Annotated in this window: 30 protein-coding genes and 1 pseudogene; 15 read left to right on the top strand and 16 right to left on the bottom strand. The window is 60.6% G+C overall.

Going from position 1 to position 25,812, the window contains the following annotated elements; genetic code table 11:
* Nucleotides 1–68: 68 nt before the first annotated feature.
* Nucleotides 69–1,421, top strand: coding sequence for a GntP family permease (locus AC3WQN_RS11905; protein ID WP_103399529.1), 1,353 nt, complete (start codon nt 69–71; stop codon nt 1,419–1,421).
* Between the two features lie 245 nt (nt 1,422–1,666).
* Here AC3WQN_RS11905 and alaC read toward each other — a convergent pair whose 3' ends face one another.
* The gene (gene alaC / locus AC3WQN_RS11900; RefSeq protein ID WP_103399528.1) at nt 1,667–2,884 is read right to left on the bottom strand and encodes an alanine transaminase; all 1,218 of its coding nucleotides are present in this window, start codon (nt 2,882–2,884) and stop codon (nt 1,667–1,669) included.
* A 230-nt stretch (nt 2,885–3,114) separates the two neighbouring features.
* Here alaC and AC3WQN_RS11895 point away from each other — a divergent pair, with 230 nt between their 5' ends.
* The 3 genes from AC3WQN_RS11895 to AC3WQN_RS11885 all read left to right on the top strand — a co-directional run bounded on the left by AC3WQN_RS11895 (nt 3,115) and on the right by AC3WQN_RS11885 (nt 5,168).
* A complete protein-coding gene (locus AC3WQN_RS11895) occupies nt 3,115–3,777 on the top strand; it encodes a LysE family translocator (protein WP_103399527.1) in 663 nt (220 codons plus the stop codon).
* Between the two features lie 69 nt (nt 3,778–3,846).
* Nucleotides 3,847–4,335, top strand: coding sequence for a GyrI-like domain-containing protein (locus tag AC3WQN_RS11890; RefSeq protein ID WP_103399526.1), 489 nt, complete (start codon nt 3,847–3,849; stop codon nt 4,333–4,335).
* A gap of 335 nt (nt 4,336–4,670) precedes the next feature.
* Nucleotides 4,671–5,168: a GNAT family N-acetyltransferase gene (locus AC3WQN_RS11885; protein WP_103399525.1), complete on the top strand. Its 498-nt coding sequence runs from the start codon at nt 4,671–4,673 to the stop codon at nt 5,166–5,168.
* A 24-nt stretch (nt 5,169–5,192) separates the two neighbouring features.
* Here the strand turns inward: AC3WQN_RS11885 and AC3WQN_RS11880 are convergent, their stop codons facing one another.
* Entirely contained in the window at nt 5,193–5,798 is a 606-nt protein-coding gene (locus AC3WQN_RS11880) for a pyridoxamine 5'-phosphate oxidase family protein (RefSeq protein WP_103399524.1), read from the bottom strand.
* A 32-nt stretch (nt 5,799–5,830) separates the two neighbouring features.
* Nucleotides 5,831–6,316 (bottom strand): GNAT family N-acetyltransferase, encoded by a 486-nt coding sequence (locus AC3WQN_RS11875; protein ID WP_103399523.1) that lies wholly within the window; start codon nt 6,314–6,316, stop codon nt 5,831–5,833.
* Nucleotides 6,317–6,457: 141 nt separating this feature from the next.
* Between AC3WQN_RS11875 and AC3WQN_RS11870 the strand changes: the two genes are divergently transcribed.
* From AC3WQN_RS11870 to AC3WQN_RS11855, 4 genes are all read left to right on the top strand, one after another.
* Nucleotides 6,458–6,892, top strand: coding sequence for a YybH family protein (locus AC3WQN_RS11870; protein ID WP_103399522.1), 435 nt, complete (start codon nt 6,458–6,460; stop codon nt 6,890–6,892).
* Nucleotides 6,893–6,959: 67 nt separating this feature from the next.
* A complete protein-coding gene (locus tag AC3WQN_RS11865; protein ID WP_095078482.1) occupies nt 6,960–7,304 on the top strand; it encodes a YciI family protein in 345 nt (114 codons plus the stop codon).
* A 39-nt stretch (nt 7,305–7,343) separates the two neighbouring features.
* Nucleotides 7,344–7,835 (top strand): SRPBCC family protein, encoded by a 492-nt coding sequence (locus AC3WQN_RS11860; RefSeq protein WP_103399521.1) that lies wholly within the window; start codon nt 7,344–7,346, stop codon nt 7,833–7,835.
* Nucleotides 7,835–9,070 (top strand): RNA polymerase sigma factor, encoded by a 1,236-nt coding sequence (locus AC3WQN_RS11855; protein ID WP_103399520.1) that lies wholly within the window; start codon nt 7,835–7,837, stop codon nt 9,068–9,070. The genes AC3WQN_RS11860 and AC3WQN_RS11855 overlap by 1 nt, the downstream gene beginning before the upstream one ends.
* Before the next feature lie 30 nt (nt 9,071–9,100).
* Here the strand turns inward: AC3WQN_RS11855 and AC3WQN_RS11850 are convergent, their stop codons facing one another.
* Entirely contained in the window at nt 9,101–9,826 is a 726-nt protein-coding gene (locus AC3WQN_RS11850; RefSeq protein ID WP_103399519.1) for an SDR family oxidoreductase, read from the bottom strand.
* Nucleotides 9,827–9,937: 111 nt separating this feature from the next.
* Here AC3WQN_RS11850 and AC3WQN_RS11845 point away from each other — a divergent pair, with 111 nt between their 5' ends.
* Complete coding sequence (locus tag AC3WQN_RS11845; RefSeq protein ID WP_103399518.1) at nt 9,938–10,780, top strand: LysR family transcriptional regulator; 843 nt, start codon at nt 9,938–9,940, stop codon at nt 10,778–10,780.
* 5 nt (nt 10,781–10,785) lie between these two features.
* On the opposite strand, the gene AC3WQN_RS11840 is transcribed toward AC3WQN_RS11845, so the two are convergent.
* Entirely contained in the window at nt 10,786–11,640 is an 855-nt protein-coding gene (locus AC3WQN_RS11840) for a LysR family transcriptional regulator (RefSeq protein WP_103399517.1), read from the bottom strand.
* Nucleotides 11,641–11,728: 88 nt separating this feature from the next.
* Between AC3WQN_RS11840 and AC3WQN_RS11835 the strand changes: the two genes are divergently transcribed.
* Nucleotides 11,729–12,157: a multidrug/biocide efflux PACE transporter gene (locus AC3WQN_RS11835; RefSeq protein ID WP_095145314.1), complete on the top strand. Its 429-nt coding sequence runs from the start codon at nt 11,729–11,731 to the stop codon at nt 12,155–12,157.
* 94 nt (nt 12,158–12,251) lie between these two features.
* Here AC3WQN_RS11835 and AC3WQN_RS11830 read toward each other — a convergent pair whose 3' ends face one another.
* Nucleotides 12,252–13,868 carry an inorganic phosphate transporter gene (locus AC3WQN_RS11830; RefSeq protein WP_103399516.1) on the bottom strand — a complete coding sequence of 539 codons (1,617 nt, stop codon included), beginning with the start codon at nt 13,866–13,868 and terminating at the stop codon, nt 12,252–12,254.
* Nucleotides 13,869–14,867: 999 nt separating this feature from the next.
* Between AC3WQN_RS11830 and AC3WQN_RS11825 the strand changes: the two are divergent.
* A pseudogene (locus AC3WQN_RS11825) lies at nt 14,868–15,560 on the top strand (methyl-accepting chemotaxis protein); the annotation flags it as partial.
* A 165-nt stretch (nt 15,561–15,725) separates the two neighbouring features.
* Nucleotides 15,726–16,493, top strand: a complete 768-nt coding sequence (locus AC3WQN_RS11820; protein WP_492589506.1) for a methyl-accepting chemotaxis protein — start codon at nt 15,726–15,728, stop codon at nt 16,491–16,493.
* Between the two features lie 53 nt (nt 16,494–16,546).
* Here the strand turns inward: AC3WQN_RS11820 and AC3WQN_RS11815 are convergent, their stop codons facing one another.
* Both AC3WQN_RS11815 and AC3WQN_RS11810 read right to left on the bottom strand, forming a co-directional pair.
* The gene (locus tag AC3WQN_RS11815; RefSeq protein WP_095078473.1) at nt 16,547–16,864 is read right to left on the bottom strand and encodes a PepSY domain-containing protein; all 318 of its coding nucleotides are present in this window, start codon (nt 16,862–16,864) and stop codon (nt 16,547–16,549) included.
* Between the two features lie 147 nt (nt 16,865–17,011).
* The gene (locus AC3WQN_RS11810) at nt 17,012–18,139 is read right to left on the bottom strand and encodes a glycerophosphodiester phosphodiesterase (protein ID WP_103399514.1); all 1,128 of its coding nucleotides are present in this window, start codon (nt 18,137–18,139) and stop codon (nt 17,012–17,014) included.
* A gap of 248 nt (nt 18,140–18,387) precedes the next feature.
* Between AC3WQN_RS11810 and AC3WQN_RS11805 the strand changes: the two genes are divergently transcribed.
* Nucleotides 18,388–18,717 (top strand): DUF2025 family protein, encoded by a 330-nt coding sequence (locus tag AC3WQN_RS11805; protein WP_103399513.1) that lies wholly within the window; start codon nt 18,388–18,390, stop codon nt 18,715–18,717.
* Here the strand turns inward: AC3WQN_RS11805 and AC3WQN_RS11800 are convergent.
* Nucleotides 18,705–19,037 (bottom strand): antibiotic biosynthesis monooxygenase family protein, encoded by a 333-nt coding sequence (locus AC3WQN_RS11800; protein WP_103399512.1) that lies wholly within the window; start codon nt 19,035–19,037, stop codon nt 18,705–18,707. The two genes, AC3WQN_RS11805 and AC3WQN_RS11800, sit on opposite strands and share 13 nt — an antisense overlap.
* A complete protein-coding gene (locus tag AC3WQN_RS11795) occupies nt 19,034–19,744 on the bottom strand; it encodes a CTP synthase C-terminal region-related (seleno)protein (RefSeq protein WP_103399511.1) in 711 nt (236 codons plus the stop codon). Before AC3WQN_RS11795 ends, AC3WQN_RS11800 begins: the two co-directional genes overlap by 4 nt.
* Nucleotides 19,745–19,759: 15 nt before the next feature.
* Here AC3WQN_RS11795 and AC3WQN_RS11790 point away from each other — a divergent pair, with 15 nt between their 5' ends.
* Nucleotides 19,760–20,710: a LysR family transcriptional regulator gene (locus tag AC3WQN_RS11790; protein ID WP_103399510.1), complete on the top strand. Its 951-nt coding sequence runs from the start codon at nt 19,760–19,762 to the stop codon at nt 20,708–20,710.
* Nucleotides 20,711–20,716: 6 nt separating this feature from the next.
* Here the strand turns inward: AC3WQN_RS11790 and AC3WQN_RS11785 are convergent, their stop codons facing one another.
* The gene (locus AC3WQN_RS11785) at nt 20,717–21,775 is read right to left on the bottom strand and encodes a diguanylate cyclase (protein WP_103399556.1); all 1,059 of its coding nucleotides are present in this window, start codon (nt 21,773–21,775) and stop codon (nt 20,717–20,719) included.
* A gap of 170 nt (nt 21,776–21,945) precedes the next feature.
* Nucleotides 21,946–22,554: a TetR/AcrR family transcriptional regulator gene (locus AC3WQN_RS11780; protein WP_103399509.1), complete on the bottom strand. Its 609-nt coding sequence runs from the start codon at nt 22,552–22,554 to the stop codon at nt 21,946–21,948.
* Between the two features lie 204 nt (nt 22,555–22,758).
* Between AC3WQN_RS11780 and AC3WQN_RS11775 the strand changes: the two genes are divergently transcribed.
* Entirely contained in the window at nt 22,759–23,814 is a 1,056-nt protein-coding gene (locus AC3WQN_RS11775) for an MBL fold metallo-hydrolase (RefSeq protein ID WP_103399508.1), read from the top strand.
* Between the two features lie 43 nt (nt 23,815–23,857).
* Here the strand turns inward: AC3WQN_RS11775 and AC3WQN_RS11770 are convergent, their stop codons facing one another.
* The 4 genes from AC3WQN_RS11770 to AC3WQN_RS11755 form a co-directional block, all read right to left on the bottom strand.
* Nucleotides 23,858–24,178 carry a helix-turn-helix domain-containing protein gene (locus AC3WQN_RS11770; RefSeq protein ID WP_095145325.1) on the bottom strand — a complete coding sequence of 107 codons (321 nt, stop codon included), beginning with the start codon at nt 24,176–24,178 and terminating at the stop codon, nt 23,858–23,860.
* Nucleotides 24,171–24,533: a type II toxin-antitoxin system RelE/ParE family toxin gene (locus AC3WQN_RS11765; protein ID WP_095145326.1), complete on the bottom strand. Its 363-nt coding sequence runs from the start codon at nt 24,531–24,533 to the stop codon at nt 24,171–24,173. Before AC3WQN_RS11765 ends, AC3WQN_RS11770 begins: the two co-directional genes overlap by 8 nt.
* A 46-nt stretch (nt 24,534–24,579) precedes the next feature.
* On the bottom strand, nt 24,580–24,897 hold the full coding sequence (locus AC3WQN_RS11760; RefSeq protein WP_103399506.1) for a helix-turn-helix domain-containing protein: 318 nt from the start codon (nt 24,895–24,897) through the stop codon (nt 24,580–24,582).
* Nucleotides 24,898–24,991: 94 nt separating this feature from the next.
* Complete coding sequence (locus AC3WQN_RS11755; protein ID WP_103399505.1) at nt 24,992–25,762, bottom strand: AraC family transcriptional regulator; 771 nt, start codon at nt 25,760–25,762, stop codon at nt 24,992–24,994.
* Between the last annotated feature and the right edge of the window lie 50 nt (nt 25,763–25,812).

Below are 25,812 nucleotides of genomic sequence, written 5' to 3'. Positions count from 1 at the left end.
GGTAGCGCTGTCCTGATGGCTTACGAATTCCCTGCTTTCATAACAACAACAACCAGGAGACACCCCTAATGTTTGGCATGTCCCACGAGACGTTTCTGCTGCTCGATGCAGTGGTCACGGTGATCGGCTTGATTGTCCTGATCACCAAGTTCAAGCTTCACCCCTTTATTGCCCTGATCATCGCCGCCGCTTTCCTTGGGCTGACCTCGGGCATGCCGATCGGCACCATCATCAAGGCATTCCAGGACGGCTTCGGTGGCGTGCTGGGTTTTGTCGGCATCATCCTCGCGCTGGGCACCATGCTCGGCAAAATGATGGCCGAGTCGGGCGGGGCGGATCAGATTGCCCAGACCCTGATCCGCGCTTTCGGCAAGGACAAGGTGCAATGGGCGATGATGTTCGCCGCGTTCCTGGTGGGCATTCCGCTGTTCTTCGAAATCGGCTTCGTGCTGCTGATTCCGCTGGTGTTCATCGTTGCCCGCCGTACCGGCGTGTCGATCATCAAGATCGGTATCCCGCTGCTCGCCGGTCTGTCCGCGGTCCACGGCCTGGTCCCGCCACACCCGGGCCCGCTGCTGGCCATCGGCGTGTTCGGTGCCGACATCGGTAAAACCATTCTCTACGGCCTGATCGTGGCGTTGCCGACGGCCATCATTGCCGGCCCGATCTTCGGTACGTTCATCGCCAAGCACATTCCCGGTCATCCGAACCAGGAACTGGTGGATCAACTGGTCCGTGAGTCGGATTCAAGCGAACTGCCGAGCTTCGGTATCACCCTGGTCACCGTGCTGATGCCGGTGTTCCTGATGCTGCTCAAGACCTTTGCTGATGTGGCGCTGCCGGACGGCAACTTCTTCCGCACCTGGATGGACATGATCGGCCACCCGATCTCGGCGCTGCTGCTGGCATTGCTGTTGTCGCTGTACACCTTCGGCTACAAGCAGGGCATCGGTTCGAGCCAGATGCTCAAATGGCTGGACGCGAGCCTCGCCCCGACCGCTGCGATCATTCTGATCATCGGTGCCGGTGGTGGCTTCAAGCAGATGCTGGTGACCAGCGGTGTGGGTGATGTGATCGGTCACATGGCCGTGAACGCACAGATCTCGCCGATCCTGCTGGCCTGGCTGGTGGCCGCGGTGATTCGTATCGCCACCGGTTCGGCGACCGTGGCGACCATTACTGGCGCGGGCATCGTGGTGCCGGTGGTGGGGATGATTCCCGGGGTCAACCGTGAGTTGCTGGTGCTGGCTACCGGTGCCGGCTCGTTGATTCTGTCCCACGTGAACGACGCGGGCTTCTGGCTGGTCAAGCAGTACTTCAACATGACCGTGGCGGAAACCTTCAAGACCTGGACCGCGATGGAAACCATCCTGTCCGTGGTGGCGCTAGGCTTTATCCTGCTGCTGTCGATGTTCGTTTAAGCAGTTTGGAGCAGACACAAAAAAACCGCAGCGATGCGGTTTTTTTGTGGGTGAGATTTAACCCAATGTCGAGCAAGCTTTTTGTGGCGAGGGAGCTTGCTCCCGCTCGGCTGCGCAGCAGTCGTAAATCCGTCCACCGTGTTCTATCTGAAAAAACACGGTGATTGGTTTTGGGGCCGCTTCGCGACCCAGCGGGAGCAAGCTCCCTCGCCACAGATGTTTGTTCTCCACAGGTTTTTTGTATGTCAGGCGTTGGTTTTGGTAACCAACCCATCAGCCCGGAACATCCCGCGAATCCCGCGGACAGCCTGGCGAATCCGGTCCTGGTTCTCGATCAGCGCGAAGCGCACGTGATCATCCCCATACTCGCCAAAACCAACCCCCGGCGAGACGCAGACCTTGGCTTCGGCCAGCAATTTCTTGGCGAACTCCAGCGAGCCCAGGTCGGCATAGGCCTCGGGAATCTTGGCCCAGACGTACATCGAGGCTTTCGGGTTTTCGACCATCCAGCCCAGTTCATGCAAGCCCTTGACCAGCACGTTGCGACGTTGCCGATACTGCTCGGCGATATCCTTGACGCACTGCTGATCACCTTCCAGTGCCGCGATGGCGGCCACTTGCAGCGGGGTGAATGTGCCGTAGTCGTGGTAGCTCTTGATCCGTGCCAGTGCGTTGACCAGCTCCGGGTTGCCGACCATGAAACCGATGCGCCAGCCCGCCATGTTGTAACTCTTGGACAGGGTGAAGAACTCCACGGCAATGTCCTTGGCGCCCGGTACCTGCATGATCGACGGGGCTTTCCAGCCGTCATAGACGATGTCGGCGTAGGCCAGGTCGTGGACCACCAGCACGTCGTACTGCTTGGCCAGGGCGATGACGCGTTCGAAGAAGTCCAGTTCCACGCACTGCGCGGTCGGGTTCGACGGGAAGCCGAGGATCATCATTTTCGGCTTGGGGATCGAGCCGCGAATGGCGCGCTCCAGTTCGGCGAAAAAGTCCACGCCAGGAATCAGTGGCACCGACCGCACCTGGGCGCCGGCAATCACGGCACCGTAGATGTGGATCGGGTAGCTGGGGTTAGGCACCAGCACGGTGTCGCCCTGGTCCAGGGTGGCGAGCATCAAGTGCGCCAGGCCTTCCTTGGAACCGATGGTGACGATGGCTTCGTTTTCCGGGTCGATGTCGACCTCGTAGCGATCCTTGTACCAGCGCGAAATGGCTCGGCGCAGGCGGGGAATGCCTTTGGACGTGGAGTAGCCGTGGGTGTCTTCGCGCTGGGCGACGGTGACCAGTTTTTCAACGATGTGCGGCGGGGTCGCGCCATCGGGGTTGCCCATGCTCAAGTCGATGATGTCTTCGCCACGACGACGGGCGGCCATCTTCAGCTCGGCAGTGATATTGAATACGTAAGGGGGGAGTCGATCTATGCGCGCAAAGCGGCGCGGCGAACCTTGGTCTGCCATTGTTGCCTCTGGAGTACGTAAGCGCCCGGAACCGTCCGAGCGACGTTGGCCACTGCGGTGGCCTGGACGCAAGATAAGGGCGCCGATGACGGCTTGTCCAGTAGCGAAGATCAACTTTTTTCGACGACACTGGCCCGCTCGCACCGGATTGTCGCGGACAAAACGCGTTCTTGCCTGCTTCTTGCATAGCTACGCGCCACTGACTCAACCACCTTCGAACGGGATAAAACATGGAGTTTTCCAGCGGCTTTTTGCTGAGCCTTTCACTGTGCCTGGACATCGGCGTGGCCAACATCGCGATGATCACCCTGGCCATGCAACGTGGGTATTTTCAGGGCTTCGCACTGGGGCTCGGGACCTGTGTCGGTGACCTGGTCTACGCGGTACTGGCGCTGGTCGGCATGACCGTGCTGCTGCAGTACTCGGCGGTGCGCTGGGTGTTGTGGGTCGGTGGCTCGGCGTTGTTGCTCTATTTCGCCGCCAGGATGATTTACTCGGCGATCCATCACAGTGCCGTGCTGGCGGAGGCGGGCGAGGTGAGTAGCGGTTCCCATCGTCGTGAGTTCTTTCGCGGGATCTTTCTGGCCATGTCGTCACCCAGTGCCATTCTCTGGTTCGCGGCCGTGGGCGGTACGCTGATCGCCCGTTCCGGGGGCGGCAGCCTGGCCAGCGCCGGGTTGTTCCTGGCGGGGTTCTTTTGTGCCGGGCTACTCTGGTGCGTTGCCTTGTGTCTGGCGGCGACCCAGGGAGGCAAGCTGTTGGGCGATAAGCTGCTGCGGTATTCCTATCTGGCATCTGCGGCGATCTTCTGCTATTTCGCGGTCTACGTGATCGTTTCCGGCTATCAGGAGTTCATTGGCTCGACGGGGGTCGCAGAACTTCCCGGGCTCTGATGGGGGAGAATCCGGTTTGCCTTCTATACTCCTTGGCTGAACCCACCTTTGAGCGGCAGGAGTTGATTCATGGATGATCCAAAAAAGGGCGTCGTTGCCGAACCGCGTCTCGAAAAAGGGCATTTCTTACTGATCGCCGGGCTAGGCGAACGGTTTACCCAGGAGACCACCGAAGGCATTCCCGCACTCTGGGATAAATTCATCCCCCATATCGGCAAGGTGCCTGGGCAAATGGGCGATGTGACCTACGGCATCTGCTGCAATCCAGATGGCAAAGGCAGTTTTGAGTACATCGCCGGTGTCGAGATCAGCAGGCTCGATGACCTGCCTGAACAGTACCGCTGGATCGAAGTGCAGCCCCAGCACTATGCGGTGTTCGAACACAAAGGTTCGCTGGGCGACTTGCCCCGGACCTTTCAGTACATCTGGAAAACCTGGCTGCCGGCGTCGGGCCGTGAAGCGGCGGACGCTCCGGAGTTCGAACGCTACAGCGCCGACTTCAATCCGCAGACGGGGGAAGGTGTGCTGGAAATCTGGTTGCCGCTCAAGGCTGAATGAATGGCGCGGGAGGCGGCGCAGTCAGCTGTGACTCGCCTCTTTATCCTTACCGTTTGCCCTTGCTGATACGGCGCGCCCTGATCACATCGATCATCAGGGAAATGAAGCCAAAAGCACTGATGGTGAACAGCATCAGCAGGCCAGCCTGAACGCTCGTCATGGTGAGAATTCCTGTGTGTGGTGAGAGACAGGGATTACCAATAGTCCGAAGCCAGGGCGATATAAAGCCGCGATGCAAAGGCTATACGAAGGCTTTACGGCCGCGCGTATGATCGATATGCGGTGCTTATTCATTTATGATTCGCCCCCTCTTTTCTCGCTGATCGGGTCACGCCATGAACGCCTCCACGACTGTCATTCGCCAGGTCACGCCGGATGACCTTGATCGCTGTTTCACCATTGAAACCGAGGCGTATGAAGGCGATGAGGCGGCCACTCGCGAGAAAATCGCCACGCGCATCGACACCTGGCCAGAGGGGTTTATCGTGGCCGAGGTCGACGATGTCGTGGCCGGGTTCATCAATTCGGGCGCGGCGTATCAGGTGGAAATGGCCGATGAGGCCTTCAAGGAAATGATCGGTCACGACCCGGACGGCCCACAGGTGGTGATCATGTCCGTGGTGGTGCACCCGGACTATCAGGGGCAAGGCCTGGCCAAACAGCTGATGACCGAGTTCATCGAGCGCATGCGGGAGATCGGCAAGATCCGCATCAACCTGATGTGCCGGGAACAGCACGTTGCCTGGTACGCCAGCTTTGGTTTTGCCTACCTCAAGGCCTCCGAGTCAGACCATGGCGGCTTGGCCTGGCACGAAATGGCCCTGGATCTGTAAGCCTCCCCGCCGGCAATACGGGGCTCAATACAGGCTGTCGCGCAACCTCGCAGGCGCCTCCTGATCATAACGTTCGGCATCGAACCGGCCATCGTTCAGGCGCTTGTGAAAGGCGCCCGCGGTGGGCAGTGCCGAGCGGTCCAGGTACTTCTGCGGGTTCCATAAGTCCGAGCGCACGATAGCCTTCGAACAGTGAAAAAACGCCGCTTCCACCTTCACCACCATGACCGTTCGCGCCGGTTTGCCATTCACGGCAAAGCTTTGCAGCAGCTGTGGCTCGGCGCTGATGGTGGCCGTGCCATTGACCCGCAAGGTCTCGCCGATGCCCGGAATGATGAACAGCAACGAGATCCGCGAGTCCAGGACGATGTTGCGCAGGGTGTCGATCCGGTTGTTGCCCGGGCGGTCGGGGATCGCCAGGGTCCGCTCGTCAATGATCCGCACGAATCCCGGTGCATCGCCACGGGGTGAACAGTCCATGCCGTGCGGCCCGACCGAGCCGATGATCACCAATGGCGAGGCTTGCACCATCGCTTGATAGTCGAGGTTCAGGCAGGGAATCTGCTTGTTGACGGCGCGGTCGTGGGGCAGGCCGTACAGGGCTTCCAGTTGTTCGATGGTCGTGAGCATCGCTTGTATCATCCGTGACAGTGGGCGGGGAGTCAGAAGTCCAGGGTCATGCGCCGCTCATGGCCGATCCGGCCTTTATAGGCATGGCCGCTGTCGACCCAGCCTTGCTTGAGGTAGAGCCCCAGCGCCGCTTCGTTGTGCGCATCCACCGACAATTCCAGGCCCTTGATGTCCGGCCAGGCCTGGCGCGCAACCTCCGGCAAGGCTTGCAGGCAGGCGGTGCCGTAACCCTGGCCCTGGCAGCGGTGGTCAACTTGCAGGGCGTGCAGGGTGGCGGTGTCTTCATGGGCCCAGTCCGGCAGGTACGGTGGGCGCTTGAGCAGCAGGAAGGCGACAGGCCTCTCGTCCGCGATCAGGGCAAAGCCCCTGATGGCGTCGCCCGCGGTCGCGCTGAGCGAGTGCAGGGCACCGTGAATATCCCCGGAAAATGACTTCTGCGCCGGGTGGATCTCGATGTCTTGCACACGTTCGCGCTGACGGGGCGAAAGCTGTTCATAAGGAACGAGTTGAGTGGTCACCGACGGTGTCCGTATTCCGACAAATGTGAGGTTCGGATTCTAGCCAGTTTGCCGCTTCGAGATTTTTTTATTTCGGCTGTCGATTTGCTTTTTGGTCAGTCGACTAAGGGTGTCCTCACACAAAACACTCGGAGTTGCGTCATGAATGCAGACACAGAAAACACCGATATCCAGAACCTGATCGAGACGTACCGGCAGTTGGTGATCGCCAAGGACATTGACCGGCTCATGGGGCTCTACGCCGACAACATTGTCTCGTTCGATGCCGTCAAGGCGCTGCAATTCAAGGGCAAGGCGGCCTACCGCGCGCACTGGGAAGAGTGCATGACGATGTGCCCTGGCCCGGACCTCTTCGAGTTTCATCAGGTCAACGTCCTGCGTGCCCAAGACATAGCGTTTGCCCACTGGCTGGCTCACTGCGGCGGTACCGACGACAAGGGTGAGACCAAGGGCTGCTGGATGCGCGTGACCGCCGGCTATCAACGGGTCGGTGAGCAATGGCGAATCGTTCACGAGCACTGGTCGGCCCCCTTCGACATGACCAGTGGCGCCGCGTTGTTCGAGTTGCAGCCCTGATCGTCGGGTTTTTCGCCAAACCCTCGATCTGCAGCCATAGTTGATCAGCCTGATGTTGGAGAGCCTTATGAAATACCTATGTCTGGTCTACAGCGACGAGCGTGTGCTGCACAGCTCGCCCGACAGCCCTGAAGACGCCGAATGCATGGCCTATGCCGAGTCAGTCCAGGGCAGCGGCCGGATGCTCGCCGCCGAGGCGTTGCAGTCCGTGCAGACCGCGACCACGGTGCGCATGCGCGCCGGCAAGCTGTCGATTACCGATGGTCCGTTCGCTGAGACCAAGGAGCAGTTGGCAGGCTTTTATCTGATTCAGGCGAAGGACCTGAACGAAGCCATCCAGGTCGCCGGCAAGATCCCGGCGGCCCGGGTCGGCAGTGTGGAAGTGCGTCCGATACGTGAGTTGAATCCCTGATAACCACGACAAATAACAACGATAAACAGGAGGTTGTTCATGAGTACTCATCACGCTGACCGCCAGCCGGCCGAGTTCGAGTTATCCATCAGCCGCTTGATTGATGCGCCGCGCAATAAGGTGTTCCGCGCCTGGACCGAGCCGCAATGGCTCACCCAGTGGTGGGGGCCGCACGGCATGACCACGCCGGAGTGCGAAATGGACCTGTGGGTCGGCGGTCAATTCCGCACACTGATGCGTGCGCCGGACGGCAGCGAGTACCCGACCAGTGGGGTGTTCCTGGAGATTCATGCGCCCCGGCGACTGGTCTTCACCGATGCGTTCACCCCGGGCTGGACGCCCTCGGGTAAACCCTTCATGACCGCGGAAGTGACCTTCGACGACGTCGATGGCAAGACCCTCTACACCGCTCGGGCCATGCACTGGAGTGCAGAGGATCGCAAGGCGCATGAGGCCATGGGCTTTCATGACGGTTGGGGGCAGAGCCTGGACCGGCTGGTCACCCTGGTCACCACGGGCATGCCGGACTGATGCCGGGCGAGGCGGTCAAGGCGCTGCTCGAGACGGTGTATCGCAACGACTCGCGGCGCATCCTCGCCACCCTGATTCGCTTGCTGGGGGATTTCGACCTGGCCGAAGAGGCGCTGCATGAAGCCTTCTTTGTCGCGGTCGAGCGCTGGCAGCGCGATGGCGTGCCCGACAATCCTCGCGCCTGGCTGGTGTCGACCGGGCGCTTCAAGGCGATTGACGGTTTGCGCCGCCGGGCACGATTCGTCGCCTCGCAGGCGTTGTTGGTGGCGCAGCTCGAAGCGCTGGAAGAGGTCGAGTGGAGTGTCGAAGACTTGGAAGATGATCGCCTGCGACTGATCTTCACCTGTTGTCACCCGGCCCTGGCTGCCGATGCGCAAGTGCCGTTGACCTTGCGCGAAGTCTGCGACCTGACCACTGAAGAAATCGCGCGGGCGTTTCTCGCCACACCGGCGACCATTGCCCAGCGAATCGTGCGCGCCAAGGCAAAAATTCGCGACGCCGCCATCCCGTATCAAGTGCCGTCCATGGCCGAGTTGCCCGAGCGCCTCGACAGTGTGCTGCGGGTGATCTATCTGGTGTTCAACGAAGGCTATTCGGCGTCGGTAGGCAGTGAGTTGACCCGTGAAGACCTGACCCGCGAGGCGATTCGTCTCGGCCGTTTGCTGATGGAGCTATTACCGGAGCCCGAGGTGATGGGGTTGCTGGCACTGATGCTGCTCAATGAGTCGCGACGTCCGGCCAGGACCTCGGCTGCGGGTGAGTTGATTGTGCTCGATGAGCAGGACCGTTCGCTGTGGGATGCCGACATGATTGCCGAAGGCAGTGCCCTGGTCGAGCGGGCACTGGGTACCCGGGGGTTCGGGCCTTACTGCCTGCAAGCGGCAATCTCGGCCGTGCATGCCGAGGCGAAGGCGGCCGAGGACACCGACTGGCCACAGATTGTCGGCCTGTACGACGTCTTGTTGCAGGCCATGCCCTCGCCGGTGATCGAGCTCAATCGCGCGGCGGCACTGTCCCGGCGCGACGGGCCGTTGGCGGCGCTGAACCTGGTCGAGGGGATATTGAACCGGGGAGAGCTGCTCGACTATCACCTGGCCCATTCGGCGCGAGCCGAATTCTGTCGGCAATTGGGCCGTGTGGAGGAAGCCAAGGCGGCCTATCGGCGTGCGCTGGAGCTGACGCGGCAAGCGCCGGAGCGACGGTTTATCGAGCGGCGATTGGCGGAGTTGAGTTAGTGGCGAGGGCGCGCACGCCCTCACCGCGACTCAGGCTTGTTGGCGTGTCGCGGCCAGTACGATTTCGCGGATGCACACGTTCTGCGGTTGCGCATAGGCGTATTGAATCGCCGATGCGACGTCTTGCGCGCTCAGCACGGTGCCGCCCATATCCTGCTTCCAGGCGTGGTAGCCGCTCTTGATCGCTTCATCCGTGGTATGGCTCAGCAACTCGGTTTCCACGGCACCCGGTGCGATGGTGATGACCCGCACGTTATGTGGCGAAAGTTCTTCGCGCAGGTTTTCAGAGATCCCGTGTACCGCGAACTTGGTGCCCACGTAGGCCACGTGGTTGGGGAAGGTCTTGCGCCCGGCCACGGAGCTGACATTGATGATCGTGCCATGCTTGCGCTCGACCATGCCGGCTACTACGGCATGAACGCCGTTGAGCAGGCCTTTTACATTGACGTCGAGCATCTGCTCCCACTGTGCCGGGTCCTGGGTCGTGATGTCCCCCAGCAGCATGACGCCAGCGTTATTGATCAGGGCGTCGGCCGGGCCGAACTGTGCCTCGGCTTCTTTGACTGCTTGAATCAGGGCCGTACGGTCGGTGATGTCGACGCCACGGCTCAACGTGTCGGGTAGGGCCAGGGCTTCCAGGCGCTCAATGCGTCGGGCCAGTAGCAGCAAAGGGTGGCCGGCTGCCGAAAACAGACGGGCACAGGCTTCGCCAATGCCGGAACTGGCACCGGTGATGATGATCAATGGCTTGCTCATGGAATGGCTCCTGAAATAATAAAAACGGATGGCTGATCTTGGGTCGCAGTATATTTGCGTGTTTCAAGGCTGAAAAATGCCTTGTTTCTCTGTCTGCTATCGGAATGCTCTATGGATATTCGTCACCTCAAGGCGTTTCTCGCGGTCTTCGAGGAGCGCAACATCACCAGCGCGGCGCAGCGGCTGTTCATCAGCCAGCCAACCCTGTCGGTCACCATCAAGCAGCTTGAAGAGGACCTGGGGGCGGCGCTGTTTACTCGTCAGCCGCGCGGTGTGGAGGTCACGGATCAGGCGCGAGTGCTCTATCCGCAGGCACGCCGGATGGTGCTTGAGGCCGACGCTCTGCGGCGCTTGTTTCGTGGTGGTGAAGACCGTGCATCGTTGGAACTGGGCGTGGAGGGTGATATTGCCGACAGCCAGGTCGAGGGGGTTGTCCGCATGATCCACCAGGCGTTGCCCAATCTGTTGCTGACATTGCAGGAAGGTTGTCAGGGCGATGCGCGACTGGCAGTGGAGGAGCTGTGCTGCGAGGACGAGTTGTTTCTGCCGCTCTGGGAAGAACCCTACGTCATGGCACTGCCCCTTGGGCATCCCATGGCCCGGATCGACTCAGGAGCAGATTCCGCCCCCATCGAGGACTGGATCACCTGCCCGCAACACGTTTCCCATCAGCGCCTGATGGCGCTCTACGGGCGCTCGCCGGAAGCGGTGGCCGGGCATGCGGGGTCACTGATGCAGGCGCTGCGCATGGTGGCTGCAGGCGTTGGCGTGGCCATGTTGCCGCAGTCGTTGGTGGATGGGCATCCGCGGGTTGTCACTCGGGCCTTGCACGGGCCGGCGCCGACGCGTCGGGTTGGGCTGTGCTACGCCGCCCAGGCACTTGAATTGCCCACGGTGCGCGTCCTGCATGAATACTGCCAGACCAACCGGCCGCCCGCCGTCGGGGCAGCTTGAAGGCCTCACTCCAGTATCTTGGCCAGCAACCAGCTCCCTGCCGGCCCCGGTGGATGCAGCCGTGACCAGAGCGCGTGAACCGATACGGATTTTGGCCAGCCGCGCACCTTGAGCTCCTGCACTGTCCCGGCGCCATAGCGTGCAACCACCCAGCGCGGCAAGGGCGCCCAACCGTAACCCCCCTGGGCCATTTCCAGCAGCATCAGATAGCTGGGGGTTGACCACACCCGTCCTTTGGCACGGGTTTCGTAGGGGTTGATGATGGTCGCCAGGCGCAGTTCGCGATGCTGCGCCAGGGTTTGCTTGTCGACCGTGTGCAGCGCCGCCAGCGGGTGCCGTGGCGATACGAACAAGGCGATCTCCGTGCGTTCGTCGAGGGTCGCGCAGTCCAGGTCGGCGGGGTAGCTGTCCTTCATCTCGGCCAGGGCGATATGCGCGCGGCCGCTTTGCACCAGGGCGACCAAGTCATCGCACTCGGCAATCAGGCATTCGAGCTCAAGGTCCGGGTAGCGCTGTTCGAAGCTGCTCAGTGCCGCATCGAACCGGTCGGAATGATAGGTATCGGAAAGCGCCACCGTCAGCTTGGCCTCTACACCCAGTGACAGTTGGGCGGCGGTCATTTTCAGGCGGCTGGTGGCTGCCAGGATCTCTTCGGCCCGTTGCAACATGACATGCCCGGCCGACGTCAGGCCGGGTTTGCGGCTGCTGCGGTCGAACAGTGTCACGTTCAGGTCGATTTCCAGGCTGGCCACGGCGGCACTGATGGTGGACTGGCTCTTGCCCAGTTTGCGCGCCGCAGCGGAGAACGAGCCCTGGGTCGCCGCCTGGACGAACGCCAGCAGCACTTCATGGGAGGGCATAAACTATCGCCTTTATCGATGGTTAATGATTATGAAGTATCGCCTTGGTGAGGGATGATGGCAACCACACTTACCAAGGAGCTTGATCATGAGCACCCATAAATCCTTCACTGAACGTGTTTTTCAAGCCATTGGTTTCGAAGTGCTCGCGATCATGCTGTGTACTCCGCTGCTGGCCTGGCTGATGGACAAACCGATGGTCGACATGGGCGTGGTCACCCTTGGCATCGGCCTGATCGCCCTGGGCTGGAACGTGGTGTTCAACGGCTTGTTCGATCGTTTGCTCAAGCGTCTGGCGCTGGTTCCCAGTGCCGGGACCCGGGTCTTGCATGCGCTGATGTTTGAAGGTGGCCTGGTGGCGATCAGCATCCCGCTGATTGCCTGGTGGCTGAAGGTCAGCCTGATGGAGGCGCTGATTCTGGACATCGGGGTACTGCTGTTCTTCCTGCCGTACACCTACATCTACCACTGGGCCTACGACGTGCTGCGTGAGCGGATGGTATTGGCCAGGGCGTAGTTGTCACCTGATGAAAGAACAGTTGCGGTTGACCAATTGCCGGCCGAGCCGATGGGTGTTCCCATCGGCTCGGTCGGCTGCAGCCGGTGGTTGTTCAGAACAACCGGGTGAACAACCAGTACAGACTGCCCGATAACACAATCGCCGCGGGCAGGGTCAGTACCCAGGCCATCAACAGGTTGCGGATGGTCTTCATCTGCAGCCCGCCCCCATTGGCCACCATGGTCCCGGCCACCCCCGACGACAGCACATGGGTGGTCGAGACCGGCAGGCCGAACATATCGGCAGCGCCGATGGTCAGCATGGCCACGGTTTCGGCGGAGGCGCCCTGGGCATAGGTCAGGTGCGTCTTGCCGATCTTCTCGCCGACGGTCACCACGATGCGTTTCCAGCCGACCATGGTGCCCAGTCCCAGTGCAATCGCCACGGCGATTTTCACCCACAGCGGAATGAAGCGCGTGGCGCTGTCGATCTGTTGCTTGAACAGTTGCAGCTTGCCGGTAGTGTCGGCATCGAAATGGCCGACGTTGTTCTTGTCCATCAGGCGGATGGTTTCGCTGGCCAGGTACATGTCATTGCGCACGTTGCCCATGGCTTCGGCCGGCACCTTGGCCAGCGAGCCGTAGCCCTTCACTTCGTTGCCGATGTGACCGGCCAGTGCGGCAAGGGCCGGGACCAGCTCGGGCGTGGCCTGCTTGCTGCGCACGTAATCGGTGAGCGTCGAGCGAGGATCGGCGGGGGCGAGTCGTGGTGCACCCTTGACCAGCGCCTGCTGGGTCACCTCGGCCACGGCGGCGAACTGCAACGCTTGATCGGCGGGCATGGTGCGGTTCAGTGCATAGGCCATCGGCAGGGTGCCGACCAGAATCAGCATGATCAGGCCCATGCCTTTCTGGCCGTCGTTGGAGCCGTGGGCGAAGGACACGCCGGTGCAGGTCAGGATCAGCATCCCGCGGATCCACCATGGCGGCGGGGTGTTGCCGGTCGGGGCCTGGTACAGGGCGCGGTTCTTGACGAAGGCGCGCAGGGCCAGGAGCAACAGCGCGGCGAACCCGAAGCCGACCAGCGGTGACAGCAGCAACGCATAGCCGATTTTGGTGGCCTGGGCCCAATCGACGCCACTGGTGCCATCGCGCCCGTGCATCAGGGCATTGGCAACGCCGACGCCGATGATCGAGCCGATCAGGGTGTGCGAGGAGGACGCCGGCAGGCCCAGCCACCAGGTGCCCAGGTTCCACAGAATCGCCGCAATCAGCAGGGCGAAGATCATCGCAAACCCGGCCGAGGAGCCCGCTTGCAGAATCAGCTCCACCGGTAGCAGGGCGATGATGCCGAAGGCCACGGCGCCGCTGGACAGCAGCACCCCGAGGAAGTTGAAGAAGCCCGACCAGACCACCGCGAATTGCGGCGGCAGCGAGTGGGTGTAGATCACTGTCGCCACGGCGTTGGCGGTGTCGTGGAAACCGTTGACGAACTCAAAGCCCAGGGCAATCAACAACGCCACGCCCAGCAGCAAGAACGGGGTCCAGGTGGTCATCGTGGTGCCGACCCGATTGATGTCATGCATCAGGCTGTAGGCCGTGAACAGCAGCCCCATGGCCAGTACGGAAAAGAACACCACGACGGTCAGTACGCTGGGTTTTTTGTCGACGTTGGGGCTGACGCCGCGTGTAGAGGTGGGGGTGGCGGCAGTCGAGAGGGGAGTAGCCATTGCCGGACAATCCTGTGGAGAGGAGGGGTGTTCGTCATGATCGGCGCTAAACATTGCGCAAACGCTGCGGTGGGTCAGTGTTTTGGATGTTTGCAGATCCGTTGATCCGACCTCCTCTCAACCCCGTGGCGAGCGTGTGCATTGCCGACCAGTGCGGGAGCAATTGTCTTGAACAGATGCCTGGTCTTGTCAGGCGTGGGGATGCCGAACACATGCCCTGTGGCGAGCGAGCTTGCTCGCGCTGGGCTGCGAAGCAGCCCAAAAACCGGTCACCGGGTTTTATCTGAACGCCTGCAATCGTCGTGTTGAGGGCGCTATGCGCCCTGGCGCGAGCAAGCTCGCTCGCCACGGGACGGTGTGTGCATTGCCGACCAGTGCGGGAGCAATTGTCTTGAACAGATGCCTGGTCTCGTCAGGCGCGGGGATGTCAAACACATGCCCCGTGGCGAGCGAGCTTGCTCGCGCTGGGCTGCGCGGCAGCCCCAAAACCGGTCACCGGGGTTTTACCTGGACGCCTGCAATAGGCGTGTTGAGGGTGCTATGCGCCCTAGCGCGAGCAAGCTCGCTCGCCACGGGACGGTGTGTGCATTGCCGATCAGTGCGGGAGCAATTGTCTTGAACATATGCCTGGTCTCGTCAGGCGTGGGGATGCCGAACACATGCCCTGTGGCGAGCGAGCTTGCTCGCGCTGGGCTGCGCAGCAGCCCCAAAACCGGTCACCGGGTTTTATCTGAACGCCTGCAATCGTCGTGTTGAGGGCGCTATGCGCCCTGGCGCGAGCTTGCTCGCTCGCCACGGGGCGGCATTCACGCTGGATTGAGCGGTATGAGTGCATACGCGCACAGTGTGGGAGTGGGGCCCGGTGGCGCTTCGCTTGCCCGCGAAAAGCCCAGGACCACTGGTCGGAGCCGCTCAAGAAATCCACGGCGGCGCCGATGATGCCTAGGCTGGTTTGCGCACCCCGGTGCCCGCCTTATTCCTGCCGTGAGATATCCCTCGATGTTTTTGCACAAGTCCCTGAGAGCTCAAATCCTTGCACTGCTGAGTGGCAGCCTGTTTGCGATGTTGCTGATCGCGCTGGCCAGCTTTCACTTCCTCTCCAACGGGGTGCAGAACTATCGCAACCTGATCGAAGGCCCGTTGCACACCTCGCAACTGATCGATGAGGCCAACCTGCAGTTCAAGGCGCAGGTACAGGAGTGGAAAAACGTCCTGCTGCGCGGCAAGCAGCCGGCCGACCTGAACAAATACTGGAAGCAATTCGAGGACCGTCAGGGCGATGTGCAGAACATCCTCGGCGAGTTGACCCGTCAACCGGGAATCGATACGGCGCTCAAGGCCCGAATCGAACGCTTGCGTGAAGAGCATCGGATGCTGGGCATGGCCTATCAAAAAGGGCGTGACGCGTACCTGGCCGCCGGGGGTGATCCGGCAGTGGGTGACAACGCGGTCAAAGGGGTGGACCGTGCGACCAGCGAGCAGATGAGCGAACTGGTCAATGCATTGCGCAAACAGGGTGATGAGCAGTCAAGGCTGATCAGTGCCAGCGCCGATAGCACCGTGCTGGTGGGCATCGTGGTGATGCTGTTCTCGGGTCTGTTGATTGGCCTGCTGAGCTTATGGCTGGTCAACCGTCATCTGGTGGAGCCGATTCGCCGGCTGATCCAGTACGTTGCCGAATTGAGCCAAGGACGCTTCGCCGAGCGCGTGGCCAGCGATCGTCAGGACGAGTTGGGCCGGTTGGCGGTGGCGGCCAATACCTTGCGCGACTTCCTGGCCGAAACTTTCGGCCGCCTGCAACGCAGCGCATCGGATCTGGACAGCGCCAGTGGCGAGCTCAACTCCATTGCCACCTTGATGTCCCACGGCACCAGCGAACAGTTCAGCCGCACGGATCAAGTGGCGACGGCGATGAACGAAATGTCGGCCACGGCCCAGGAAGTCGCGCGGCATGCCGCCGATGCGGCGCGGGCGGCCGACGATGCCGACCAGTCGGCCCGACAGGGTGAGAAGGTGATGCACAATACGATTCACGCTATCACGCAAATGCGCGGGGAAATCGCCAATACGGCGACTGTGATCCGTCGCCTGGAAACCGACAGCGGCCGGATTGGCAAGGTGCTGGAGGTGATTCGCGGTATTGCCGAGCAAACCAATCTGCTGGCGCTCAATGCCGCCATCGAAGCGGCGCGGGCCGGGGAAGCCGGACGCGGGTTTGCGGTGGTGGCCGATGAAGTGCGCAGCCTGGCCCAGCGCACGGCGGCGTCGATCATCGAGATCAATCAGATCATCCAGAGCGTACAAATGGGCGCCGTGGATGCGGCGCAGGCGATTGAAAGCGGTCAGACGCGCAGCGAGGAGAGTGTCGAGCAGGTGACTGAGGCCGGTGCCATGCTTGAGCGCATCACCGAATCGGTGGAAGCGATTCGCGACATGAACCGCCAGATCGCCACTGCGGCGGAAGAACAGACCTCGGTGGCCGAAGACATTTCGCGCAACCTGACCGAGATCACCAGCATCGCCAGTACCAACCTGGATAACGTGCAGCGCACGGAAGCGGCAAGCAACAACCTGCACGACCTGTCGGGCCAGCTCAATGCTGTGACCGCGCGCCTGAGTGCCTAAGACGTAAAAAAGCCGCACGGCCCTGAGGCGGTGCGGCTGTTGACGTCTGTGGATCAAGTGTCCTGTTTGTTGCTCAGTACTGCGCCTGTCTTGGCGTCCAGTTTCACGTCCCACTTCACATTCTTGGCGTCACGAATTTCGACTTCGTAGACATAGGCACCCGCGGCGGTGTGGTCCAGTTCGGTGTCGACGATGTTCGCCGCGGTGCTGCCCGGGTGCTGAGCCAATGCAGCCTGATTGAGTTTTTCCATGTCCATGATGGTACCGGCCTTGAGCAGACCCGGGATCAGGTCCGGGCGCACGTCGGCCATGGCGAAACCGGCGGTCAGGGTCAGGGCGGCGGCAGTGAACAGGGTGGTCAACTTCTTCATGGGGGCATTCCTTGGTGAGCTGTTTAAGTGGGGGCAGGTTAACCGGCGCAACTTAATTGATCCTTAATTCCCCCGAGTGGATGTCCAGCAGCCGGATCGTTTCCGCGCGGTACGCGGCAACGATCTTGCACACTAGCAGATGACGACTCAGTAGCCGTTGACCTCAAGCAACTGCGCAACGCTGCCCGTCATCGGGCGCTTGTAGTACTTGAGCAGCTCGCTGGCGCGGTTAGTGAAGATGCCGTCCACACCGGCGTCCATCACCTTCTTGTAATCCACGTCATCGTCGATGGTGTAGACATGCACCAACAGCCCCTTGTCGTGGGTGTACTGGTTCATCCACGGCTTCACCAGGTCCGAATAGCTTTGATCGCCGAGCCGGGTCAGGGTTGCCGAAGGGCCAGTGCCAATCGCGCCCTGGGCCTTGGCGTAGTCGACCCATTGCTCGAAGGCGGCGTTGTCCTTGGGTTCCTGCCTGGCGTAGTAGGTGGCTTTGTCCTTGTCGCCAGACTCGGCATAGGTCAGGTTGGATTTGGCATCGATACCGCCGGCGCCGACCCACAGCAGCAGGATCTTCGGCACTTGCGGCATTTCTTTGTGGAGCATTTCCAGGCTGCCCTTGTCGAAGGTCTGCAGGACGACTTTGCCTTTGCCCTGGCCAACGCTCAGTTCACTTTTGGCCAGCTTGGAGCCAATCGGACTCAGCCAGCCACGGTCTTGCAGCTTGTCCTTGAGGTCGCGCTCGATCCCCGGAAACTGTTTCGGCTCTTTGGTCTCGATGTACAGGCCGGGCTTGTGCAATGGGTTGCCCTGGGCAATGTCGATGACTTCGTCCAGGGTCAGGATTTTCAGGCCCGCATAGTGGGCGCGTGCACGATCCGGGTAGGCGGTGTTGAACCAGCTGCCGGCGTCCAGGGTCTTGAGTTCGGCGAGGGTGAACGCGTTGGCCGGGCTGTCCTTGCGTTCTGGAAACTTGATGGCGACGTCGGTGGTACGTTGCAGGTTGTCGTCGTGCAGGGCAAACAGCACGCCGTCCTTGCTGCGTTGCAGGTCCAGTTCCAGGTAGTCGGCCCCCAGGTCGCGTGCCAGCTTGTAGGCAGCGGCGGTGGATTCCGGTGCATCGAAGGATGCACCACGGTGGGCGATCACGGCCGGATGCGGGATTCCGTTGGCCGTGGCCAGTGCGGTCGGGCTCTGTTGGCCGGTAGCCTGTGCCTGGCCGAAGCCGAGCATCAGGCTCAGCAGCAGGGCGCTTTGAGTGAAGGTAACAGGCATGGTCGAGGTCCTTTCGTAAGATGCAATTGCAAAAGAGTACCTTTTAACAATTGAACGCAGGATGTGCTATCGCCAGACCGACATAAACATTCATGAGGGCGATTTTTCCCGCGCATTTGTGCGGTCCTTTGCAGTACGATCCGCTCCAGCCATTTCCCCGTCAGAGGGAAACCCGCAACAATCTTCAGCCCGCCCTGCGTGTAAACCATCGTTCAGCTGTCCTTCGGGACGCACCTGTGAGGTTTACCATGCGCATCACGTCCGAGCTCATCTGCCAGGCCGCCGACCAACTCAACGGTTTCGTCGGTTTCAATCGCAAGACCGCTCACTACATCGTCCGTTTCAGCGAAGACTCGTTCGGCATGGATGTCGCCGACGATGCCATCATCCCGGCCAGCGAGTTCGTCTGGGCGTGCGAAGACGGCCAGACCATGACCCTCAAGCGTGAGTTGATCCGGTTGCTGCTGGAGCAGAATATCGATGACCGGATCAACATCACCGAACCGTTGCGGGTGTACATGCGCCGTGAGGACCTGCCGGAGATCTCGGCGGTGAGGAGCCTGGTTCAGTCCCGCTGACGCTCGAAGCCATATGCACGTTCAACCTTGCACACCCGTGTGTGGCACGCCTCGTACCAGGTCGAGCGTCCTTGCTCGCGGATGGCGCTGTGTTCGGCGTGATGCTTCCACGCCAGGATTGCCGCCTCGCTGGCCCAGTAGGACACGGTGATCCCCAGCCCGTCATCGCCCCGCGCCGATTCCACGCCGAGAAACCCCGGTTGATCGCGGGCCAGGTCGAGCATGCGTTGCGCGGCCTGGCCATAGCCTTGATCCCCGGCGGTGCGCAGCGAAGTGAAGATGACCGCGTAGTAAGGCGCCGCGGGTGTGTTGGCGATCATGAACGGTGCCTCGCGCAGGCCTGGACAAAGGCGTCGACCAAGGGTGCCGTTTTGCCAGCGAGCGCTGCGCGTTCGGGTTGAAACAAGGTTGCGACGAAAAACGGATGATCGTGTAACTCCACGGTTCGCACCTCGCCCGCCGCGTCGTGGCCGGTGGCATGCAGGTCCTGTTTGAGCAGCGCGCGCTCGAACTCGGGATTGACCCCGTAGCGGCAACGGTAACCTTCCTGAATGTCGCGGCTGGCGTAGGCACGGGCGATCAGCGAGCCTTCGATCAAGTGGATGCGGTCGACGGCCTCGACCAGTGAACAGGCCAGTGGCGAGAGCACGGCGCGAGCGGCGTCCGGCGAGGTTTCAGCATGCTCGGCATCGGCCCAGCCCAGCACGTTACGGGCGTACTCAAGCACCGCATGCTGAAAACCACCGCATGTGCCGAGGAACGGTCGGCGTTGTTCACGGGCATATTGAATCGCCCGTAGCGCGCCGTCGGTGTGGCGATAAGGGCTGGCGGGCACGCACCAGAAACCATCGAAGTCAGTGAAACGGGTACCAGCGTCGATAAGATCGGTGGCCAGCCAGTGAAACCGAACATCAAGGTCGGCGTGTTGCGCGGCCCGGTTCAGCGCCACAGGAATGGCCTGGTGGGCGGTGACCTGTGGGTCGTAGTCACCGATCAGCGCGATACACAGGTGAGGGGACGTTTGCATGGAGGCTCCCGAGGCTTGTTGATTCCTGGAGGCCACTATAGATTGGCGTTCACGCAATCAATATTGGCGTTTACCCAAGTGATCAATGCATCGCTGCACTATCGACTGGACTACCCTGACCTGGCCCTGATTCTGGCGTTGGTCCGCGGCGGCTCCCTGGCCCGGGCGGCGGCCCTGTTGAAGGTCGATGTGTCCACGGTGTTTCGTGCGGTACGGCGCCTGGAAGCCGCGTTGGGCCAGATGCTGTTCGACAAGAGCCGCGCCGGCTACTTGCCGACCACCTTGGCCCGTACCCTCGCCGAACAGGCCGAGCGTGCCGAGCAGGCGTTGGAAGCGGCGCGTATCGGGGTGGAGCAGGGCGGTGAAGTCATCAGTGGCACCGTGCGCCTGACCTGCACCGACTCGGTGTTGCATGCCTTGCTGTTGCCTGCCTTGGCTCAGTTCATGCCGGCATACCCGGCGTTGACCCTGGAGCTGAGTACCTCCAATGATTTCGCCAACCTCAGCCGCCGTGATGCCGATATCGCCTTGCGCCTGACCCGTTCTCCCCCGGAGCATCTGGTCGGGCGGCGATTGGGGGCGGTGTCATACAGGGTGTGCGCCAGTACCGCCTATTTGCAGGCGGTGGATCAGGGTGATTGGTCACGCCTGAGCTGGATCGCGCCGGATGACTTTCTGCCCGACCATCCGACGGTCATCTGGCGTCGTCAGCAACTGCCTGGCGTGATCCCGGGTTATCGCTGCAACAGCATGCTCGCCGTGACCGAGTTGGTGCGCGCCGGGCTGGGTGTGGCAGCGCTGCCGGACTTTCTGATCGATCCCGCGCAAGGCGTGCAACCCTTGAGCGACCCCCTGCAAGGCTACGACACCAGCCTGTGGTTACTGACCCGGCCGGACTGTCGCGCATTGCGTTCGGTGGTGACCTTGTTTGATCAATTGGCGCGGGCCATTCGCTTGCCGCACTGACGCCCTTCACGCGATTGAGGGCGTGAACCGGCCGGCGCTGCTGATTCTGTCGCGGCCATTACTCTTGGCGCTGTACAGCGCCTTGTCTGCGGCATCGAGCCAGCTGGCGGCGTCGGCGAAGTGTGGCTGGCAGGTGGCCAGGCCGATACTCAGGCTGACCCGAAGTCCGGGTATTTGCGGATGGCGATAATTGCCGAACACTTCACGCAGGCGCTCCATGACTGCGGTGGCATGTTCCAGCGGCAGATCGGGCAGAATCACGCAGAACTCATCCCCGCCATAACGTCCCGCCAGATCGTTTTCCCGCAGGTTGCGTTTTAGCTCGAGGCTGAGTTGACGTAGCACGGTATCGCCAACGATATGCCCGTAGTTGTCATTGATGAGTTTGAAATGATCGATGTCGATCAAGCCAACGGTGGCCTGGGTCTGTTGCTGCTGGCACTGCTGGAACGTGATCTGCAGCAGGTCTTTCCAGGCACCGTGATTGAGCAACCCGGTCAGGCTGTCGGTACGGCTCAAGGCACTGAGGGTGCGTTTGTGTTCGGACAGTTTGATCGCCAATTGATAACAGACCATGCCAACCGCCAGCGGGTAGAGCGTGAGCATCGGCAGGCAGGCGTAAACCTGGAGCTGACTGACCGTCGGCGAAAAAGCCGCACCGAGCAGCAACCATGAAACCGCTACGCCTGTCAGTTGCGCCAGGCTGCCCTGCACGAGCAGGCGCACGCCACCGGCTGCCACGTTGTTCATCGTCATCATTGACAGGATGGTCACGGTGCTCAGCGGGTTGAACTGCATGCTGGCGGCCCAGAAGCCGCCCAGCAGCGAGTCGAACAGCATATTGTGGCGTTCTGCCTTGTACGGAAACGCCGAGCGTGTCGACAGCAGATACGCAACGTGGGGCCAGACCATGGCGTTGAGCAGCAACGCTGCCCAGACCCAGGTGGGAACCTGTAGCGGATAGAGTGCCGCCGCTACGCTGAGGGCGCCAATGCCCAGGCCGATGATGCGGGGTTTGTAGATGCGTTTGGCAAACGACAGCCCTTTGCCACGTTGGTTTTCCATAAGTCCCTGTGCCCGGTTCGCGCTGAAATACTTTGTTGTGTTTTTATTCAGGGCGTTCATCCAGCGGATGCCACGCATCAATAGTGTCATTTATTGCACGTGCGTTCATCAATACCCTCGCCAGTCAGTTGCTGGTGGAGGGAGTATCATCTATCAGGAGAGTCCTGTGGTCAGCGCAGGTAGCAGGCCAGGAACATGTCCAGCGCCGACTCTATGACCTGTGTCTGCATCTTGGGAGACAGCGCCGGTTCGTTCATGGAAATCTGCGGCCAAAAGGCGAAGGCCTTGAGCATCCCGTGCATTTGCTGGGCGGCGAAGCCGGGATCCACGGGCTTGAGCTTGCCGTCAGCTTGAGCGGCGCGAATCCAGGTGCTGAGTACTTCTTCACGTTCGCCCATGCGCAGGACCATGTCCTGTACCCGCTCCGGGGAATGGATGGTGGCGGCAATGGCCACGCGTGCCAGATCCTGGAAACTGTTGTCTGCCAGCAGTGTCAATTTACAGTGCAGCAACTGGCTGAGCTGCTCGCGAACTGGCAGGCCGGGGTTGTAGACAGTGTCTTCTTGCGCGGTGACGTTGGTCCACAACCGTTGCAGAATTTCCGCGAACAGCTCTTCTTTACTGGGGAAGTGGTTGTACACCGTGCGCTTGGACACGCCTGCCGTCGCAGAGATCTTGTCCATGCTGGTGATGTCGAAACCGTGGGTACGGAATTCGGCAATCGCCGCCTGAACGATGGCTTCGCGTTTACGGTCGGTCAGGCGCTGTGGAGCTGTCATAAATACGCTTCGGCAAGGTGAATGGGTAATTACACTCCACAGTTTACTTAGTCCCGGCTTTGATGCAATCTTGAAACTACACCGTACAGTGTAATTGTGCGGCAAAAAAAATTAGAGTTTGCGGCTGACGCGTGCGTGCATTGGCCATTTATCGTCCGAAAAGAAAACCCTCAGCCTCAATGGTTTTTCTGGAGTCCCACCAACATGGCCACGTTCTCTTACCAGGCAGATACCGCCAAGGAACTGAAAGCTTCCCGACAGGAACAGGGGCGCTATCTCAACCATGCGGTCGTCCATCAACTGGGCTTGCGCAAGAGCTTGCGGGTGTTCTGGAACATGCTGTTCCACAAACCTGCCAATTCACGGCCAACAGGTGCCGTGCCGGTTCAGGGATTGACCCGCCAACAGTTGCTGGACGCCCCCGATCACAGCGTGTTTCGCTTGGGGCATTCCACCGTCCTGCTGAAACTGCGCGACAAATTCTGGCTGACCGACCCCGTGTTCGCCGAGCGCGCCTCCCCGGTGCAATGGGCCGGCCCCAAACGATTCCACCAGCCACCGATCAGCCTTGATGAACTGCCGGAAATCGAAGCGGTGATCCTGTCCCATGACCACTACGATCACCTGGACCATCAATCCATCTTGAAGATCGCCGACAAAACCCGGTACTTCCTCACCCCGCTGGGGGTCGGCGATACCTTGATCAAGTGGGGCGTTGATGCCAACAAAGTGCGTCAACTGGATTGGTGGGAGGGCACCCAGGTCGACGGGATTCATTTCATTGCCACCCCTTCGCAGCACTTCTCCGGTCGCGGGCTGTTCGATGGCAACAGCACGCTCTGGGCTTCCTGGGTGATCATCGACGCCGACCGGCGCATTTTCTTCAGCGGTGATACTGGCTACTTCGACGGCTTCAAGCGAATCGGCGAACAGTTCGGCCCCTTCGACCTGACCTTGATGGAAACCGGAGCCTACAACGTCGACTGGCCACTGATTCACATGCAGCCGGAGCAAACCCTGCAAGCCCACATCGACCTCAAGGGGCGTTGGCTGCTACCCATTCACAACGGCACCTTCGACCTGTCGATGCACGCCTGGTACGAACCCTTCGACCGCATCCTGGCCCTGGCCTGGGAGCGCAATGTATCCATTGCCACGCCGCAGATGGGTGAGGCTTTCAGCCTGAGTCAGCCACAACGGGGCCAAGCCTGGTGGCTGGAGGTTGAAGGGGAGGTCGAGCCGGTGGTTGTCAGCGGCTAGAGAGGCGGGCGGAAGTCGTTGGTTTTTCCGCCATGATCAGTGATCAGGCAAAGACCACTTCAATCCGCCCTTCGCGCCTTGATCTCGGCACGGTCTTGACGACGATTTGTATATCGCGGCCAAGACGGGAAAGGCATTCCATCATCTTGGCCTCACTGACGCCTCGAAATTTTCCACGGAGCATTTCGGAAAGCTTGGGCTGTGATAATCCCAGGATATCGGCAGCCTGAACCTGGGTCAGGTGACGAGCTTTGATGATTTCACCGATCTTGGTGGCGAGTTGCGCTTTAACCCGCATTTCGTTGGCGTCGGCCCCACCCAGGTCTTCGTAAACGTTGCCTGTGCTTTCTTCGATATCAATCATGTCCTGATCCCTTTGCGTGATTCTGGGCCGCTAGCAGCCTTGTTTTGATCAGTTCGATATCGCACTGGGCGGTTTCGATACCCTTGGTCGATTTCTTCTGAAAGCAGTGGAGAACGTAAATCGCAGTCTTAAAACGAACGGTATAAACGGCTCGATAGGTATTGGTATTGAAGTCTTCAACGACCTCAAGTACACCCGCTCCACCAAAACCTTTCAATGGTTTCGCCTGAGGATGCTTTGCACCGTCCTGTGCCAAGTGGAGGGCGAATCCAAAAACGTCCTGTATGCCTTCAGGCATCTGTTTCAGGTCTTTTTTACTGCTACCGACCCACAAGAGTGGCTTCCCTGTACTCATGTGAGATATACCCATTTAGGGATAATCGTCAAGCCGTGAAACGCGATTACTCAATCATCGCGTAATCCGCGCGTCCCACCGGGTCGGGGGTCGACCCTCGGACACTCATGGCTCTGCCTGGCGCAAAGCCCGGGAAGAACACCAGGCCCTCTGCCTCCAGCCGATAGGCGAGGGCCAGGCGGGTGACGTCGAGCACTTCAGCGCCTGCCTCGAACCGTTGTATCGCTTCAACGCTGACCCCGGCCTCCCGGGACAAAACCTCCAGAGACCAACCCAGCATCGCACGGGCCTGCGCGCTGTGTTTGGGTGTGAACTGAAACAGAGCGATACGCTCCAGGGTAATTTTCATCGCAAGAGAGGCCATGGTTTTCTCCGGGCTCGAGAGTGGCAAATCAATAAGTACTGTGTTTTTGTACAGTTGTTTTGCGTCCGGATCAAACTCAATTTTTTGATGGGTGCTATTTCGCGGCTTCGAGGTAGGCGGTGGGTGCTTGTCCCAGTACCCGACGGAACATCGTCGAAAACGCTGCCGGGCTTTCGTATCCGGAATCCAGGGCAATCCGCGTCACCGGCTCACCTGCTGCGAGCCGGGCGAGGGCGAGGATGACGCGGGCGCGCTGCCGCCATTGGCTGAAGCTCAATGTGGTCTGCTGTCGAAACAACCGGTTGAAAGTACGAAGGCTGACGTGCAGTTGATCGGCCCAATACTGGGGAGATTGGTGGGTGTCGGGCTGTTGAAGGAAGCTCTGGCACAGTGCGAGCAGGCGTTTGTCCGCTGGAAGCGGAATGTGCAGAGGCAGATGGGCGCTGCGTGCCAGTTCATGCAGCAACAAACTGATCAATGCAGCGTCGCGTCCCGTTTCGGCGTACTCAAGCGGCAACTCCACCGCTTCCAGCAGCAACTGACGCAGTAAGGGCGATACCTCGATCACCTGGCAACCGCGGCCAAAAGCGAGTATGGGAGTCGGTTCGATGTACAGACTGCGAGTGCTGACGCCAAGCATCAGCACCTCATGTGGCACATCTGCAGGAATCCACACGGCACGCTGTGGCGGAACGACCCAGCTGCCATCGAACGTGCTGACCTGCATCACCCCCGTGGCGCCGTACAGCAACTGCGAACGACGATGGCTGTGACGTGGCAGTAGGTGCCCGTTGGGATAATCCGTGCCAATCGCTACCACCGTACGCGGCGTTTGATCGAGCACGTCGATTGAAGTATTGCGCATGAGGTAAATATCCGGCGGCTGGCGTAAACGCGATCACTATTGGCATTGTT

This window comes from Pseudomonas sp. FW300-N1A1 (genome assembly GCF_058789115.1).
The sequence above is the reverse complement of the archived record's forward strand: the minus strand, read 5'-3'. Positions and strand labels throughout refer to the sequence as shown.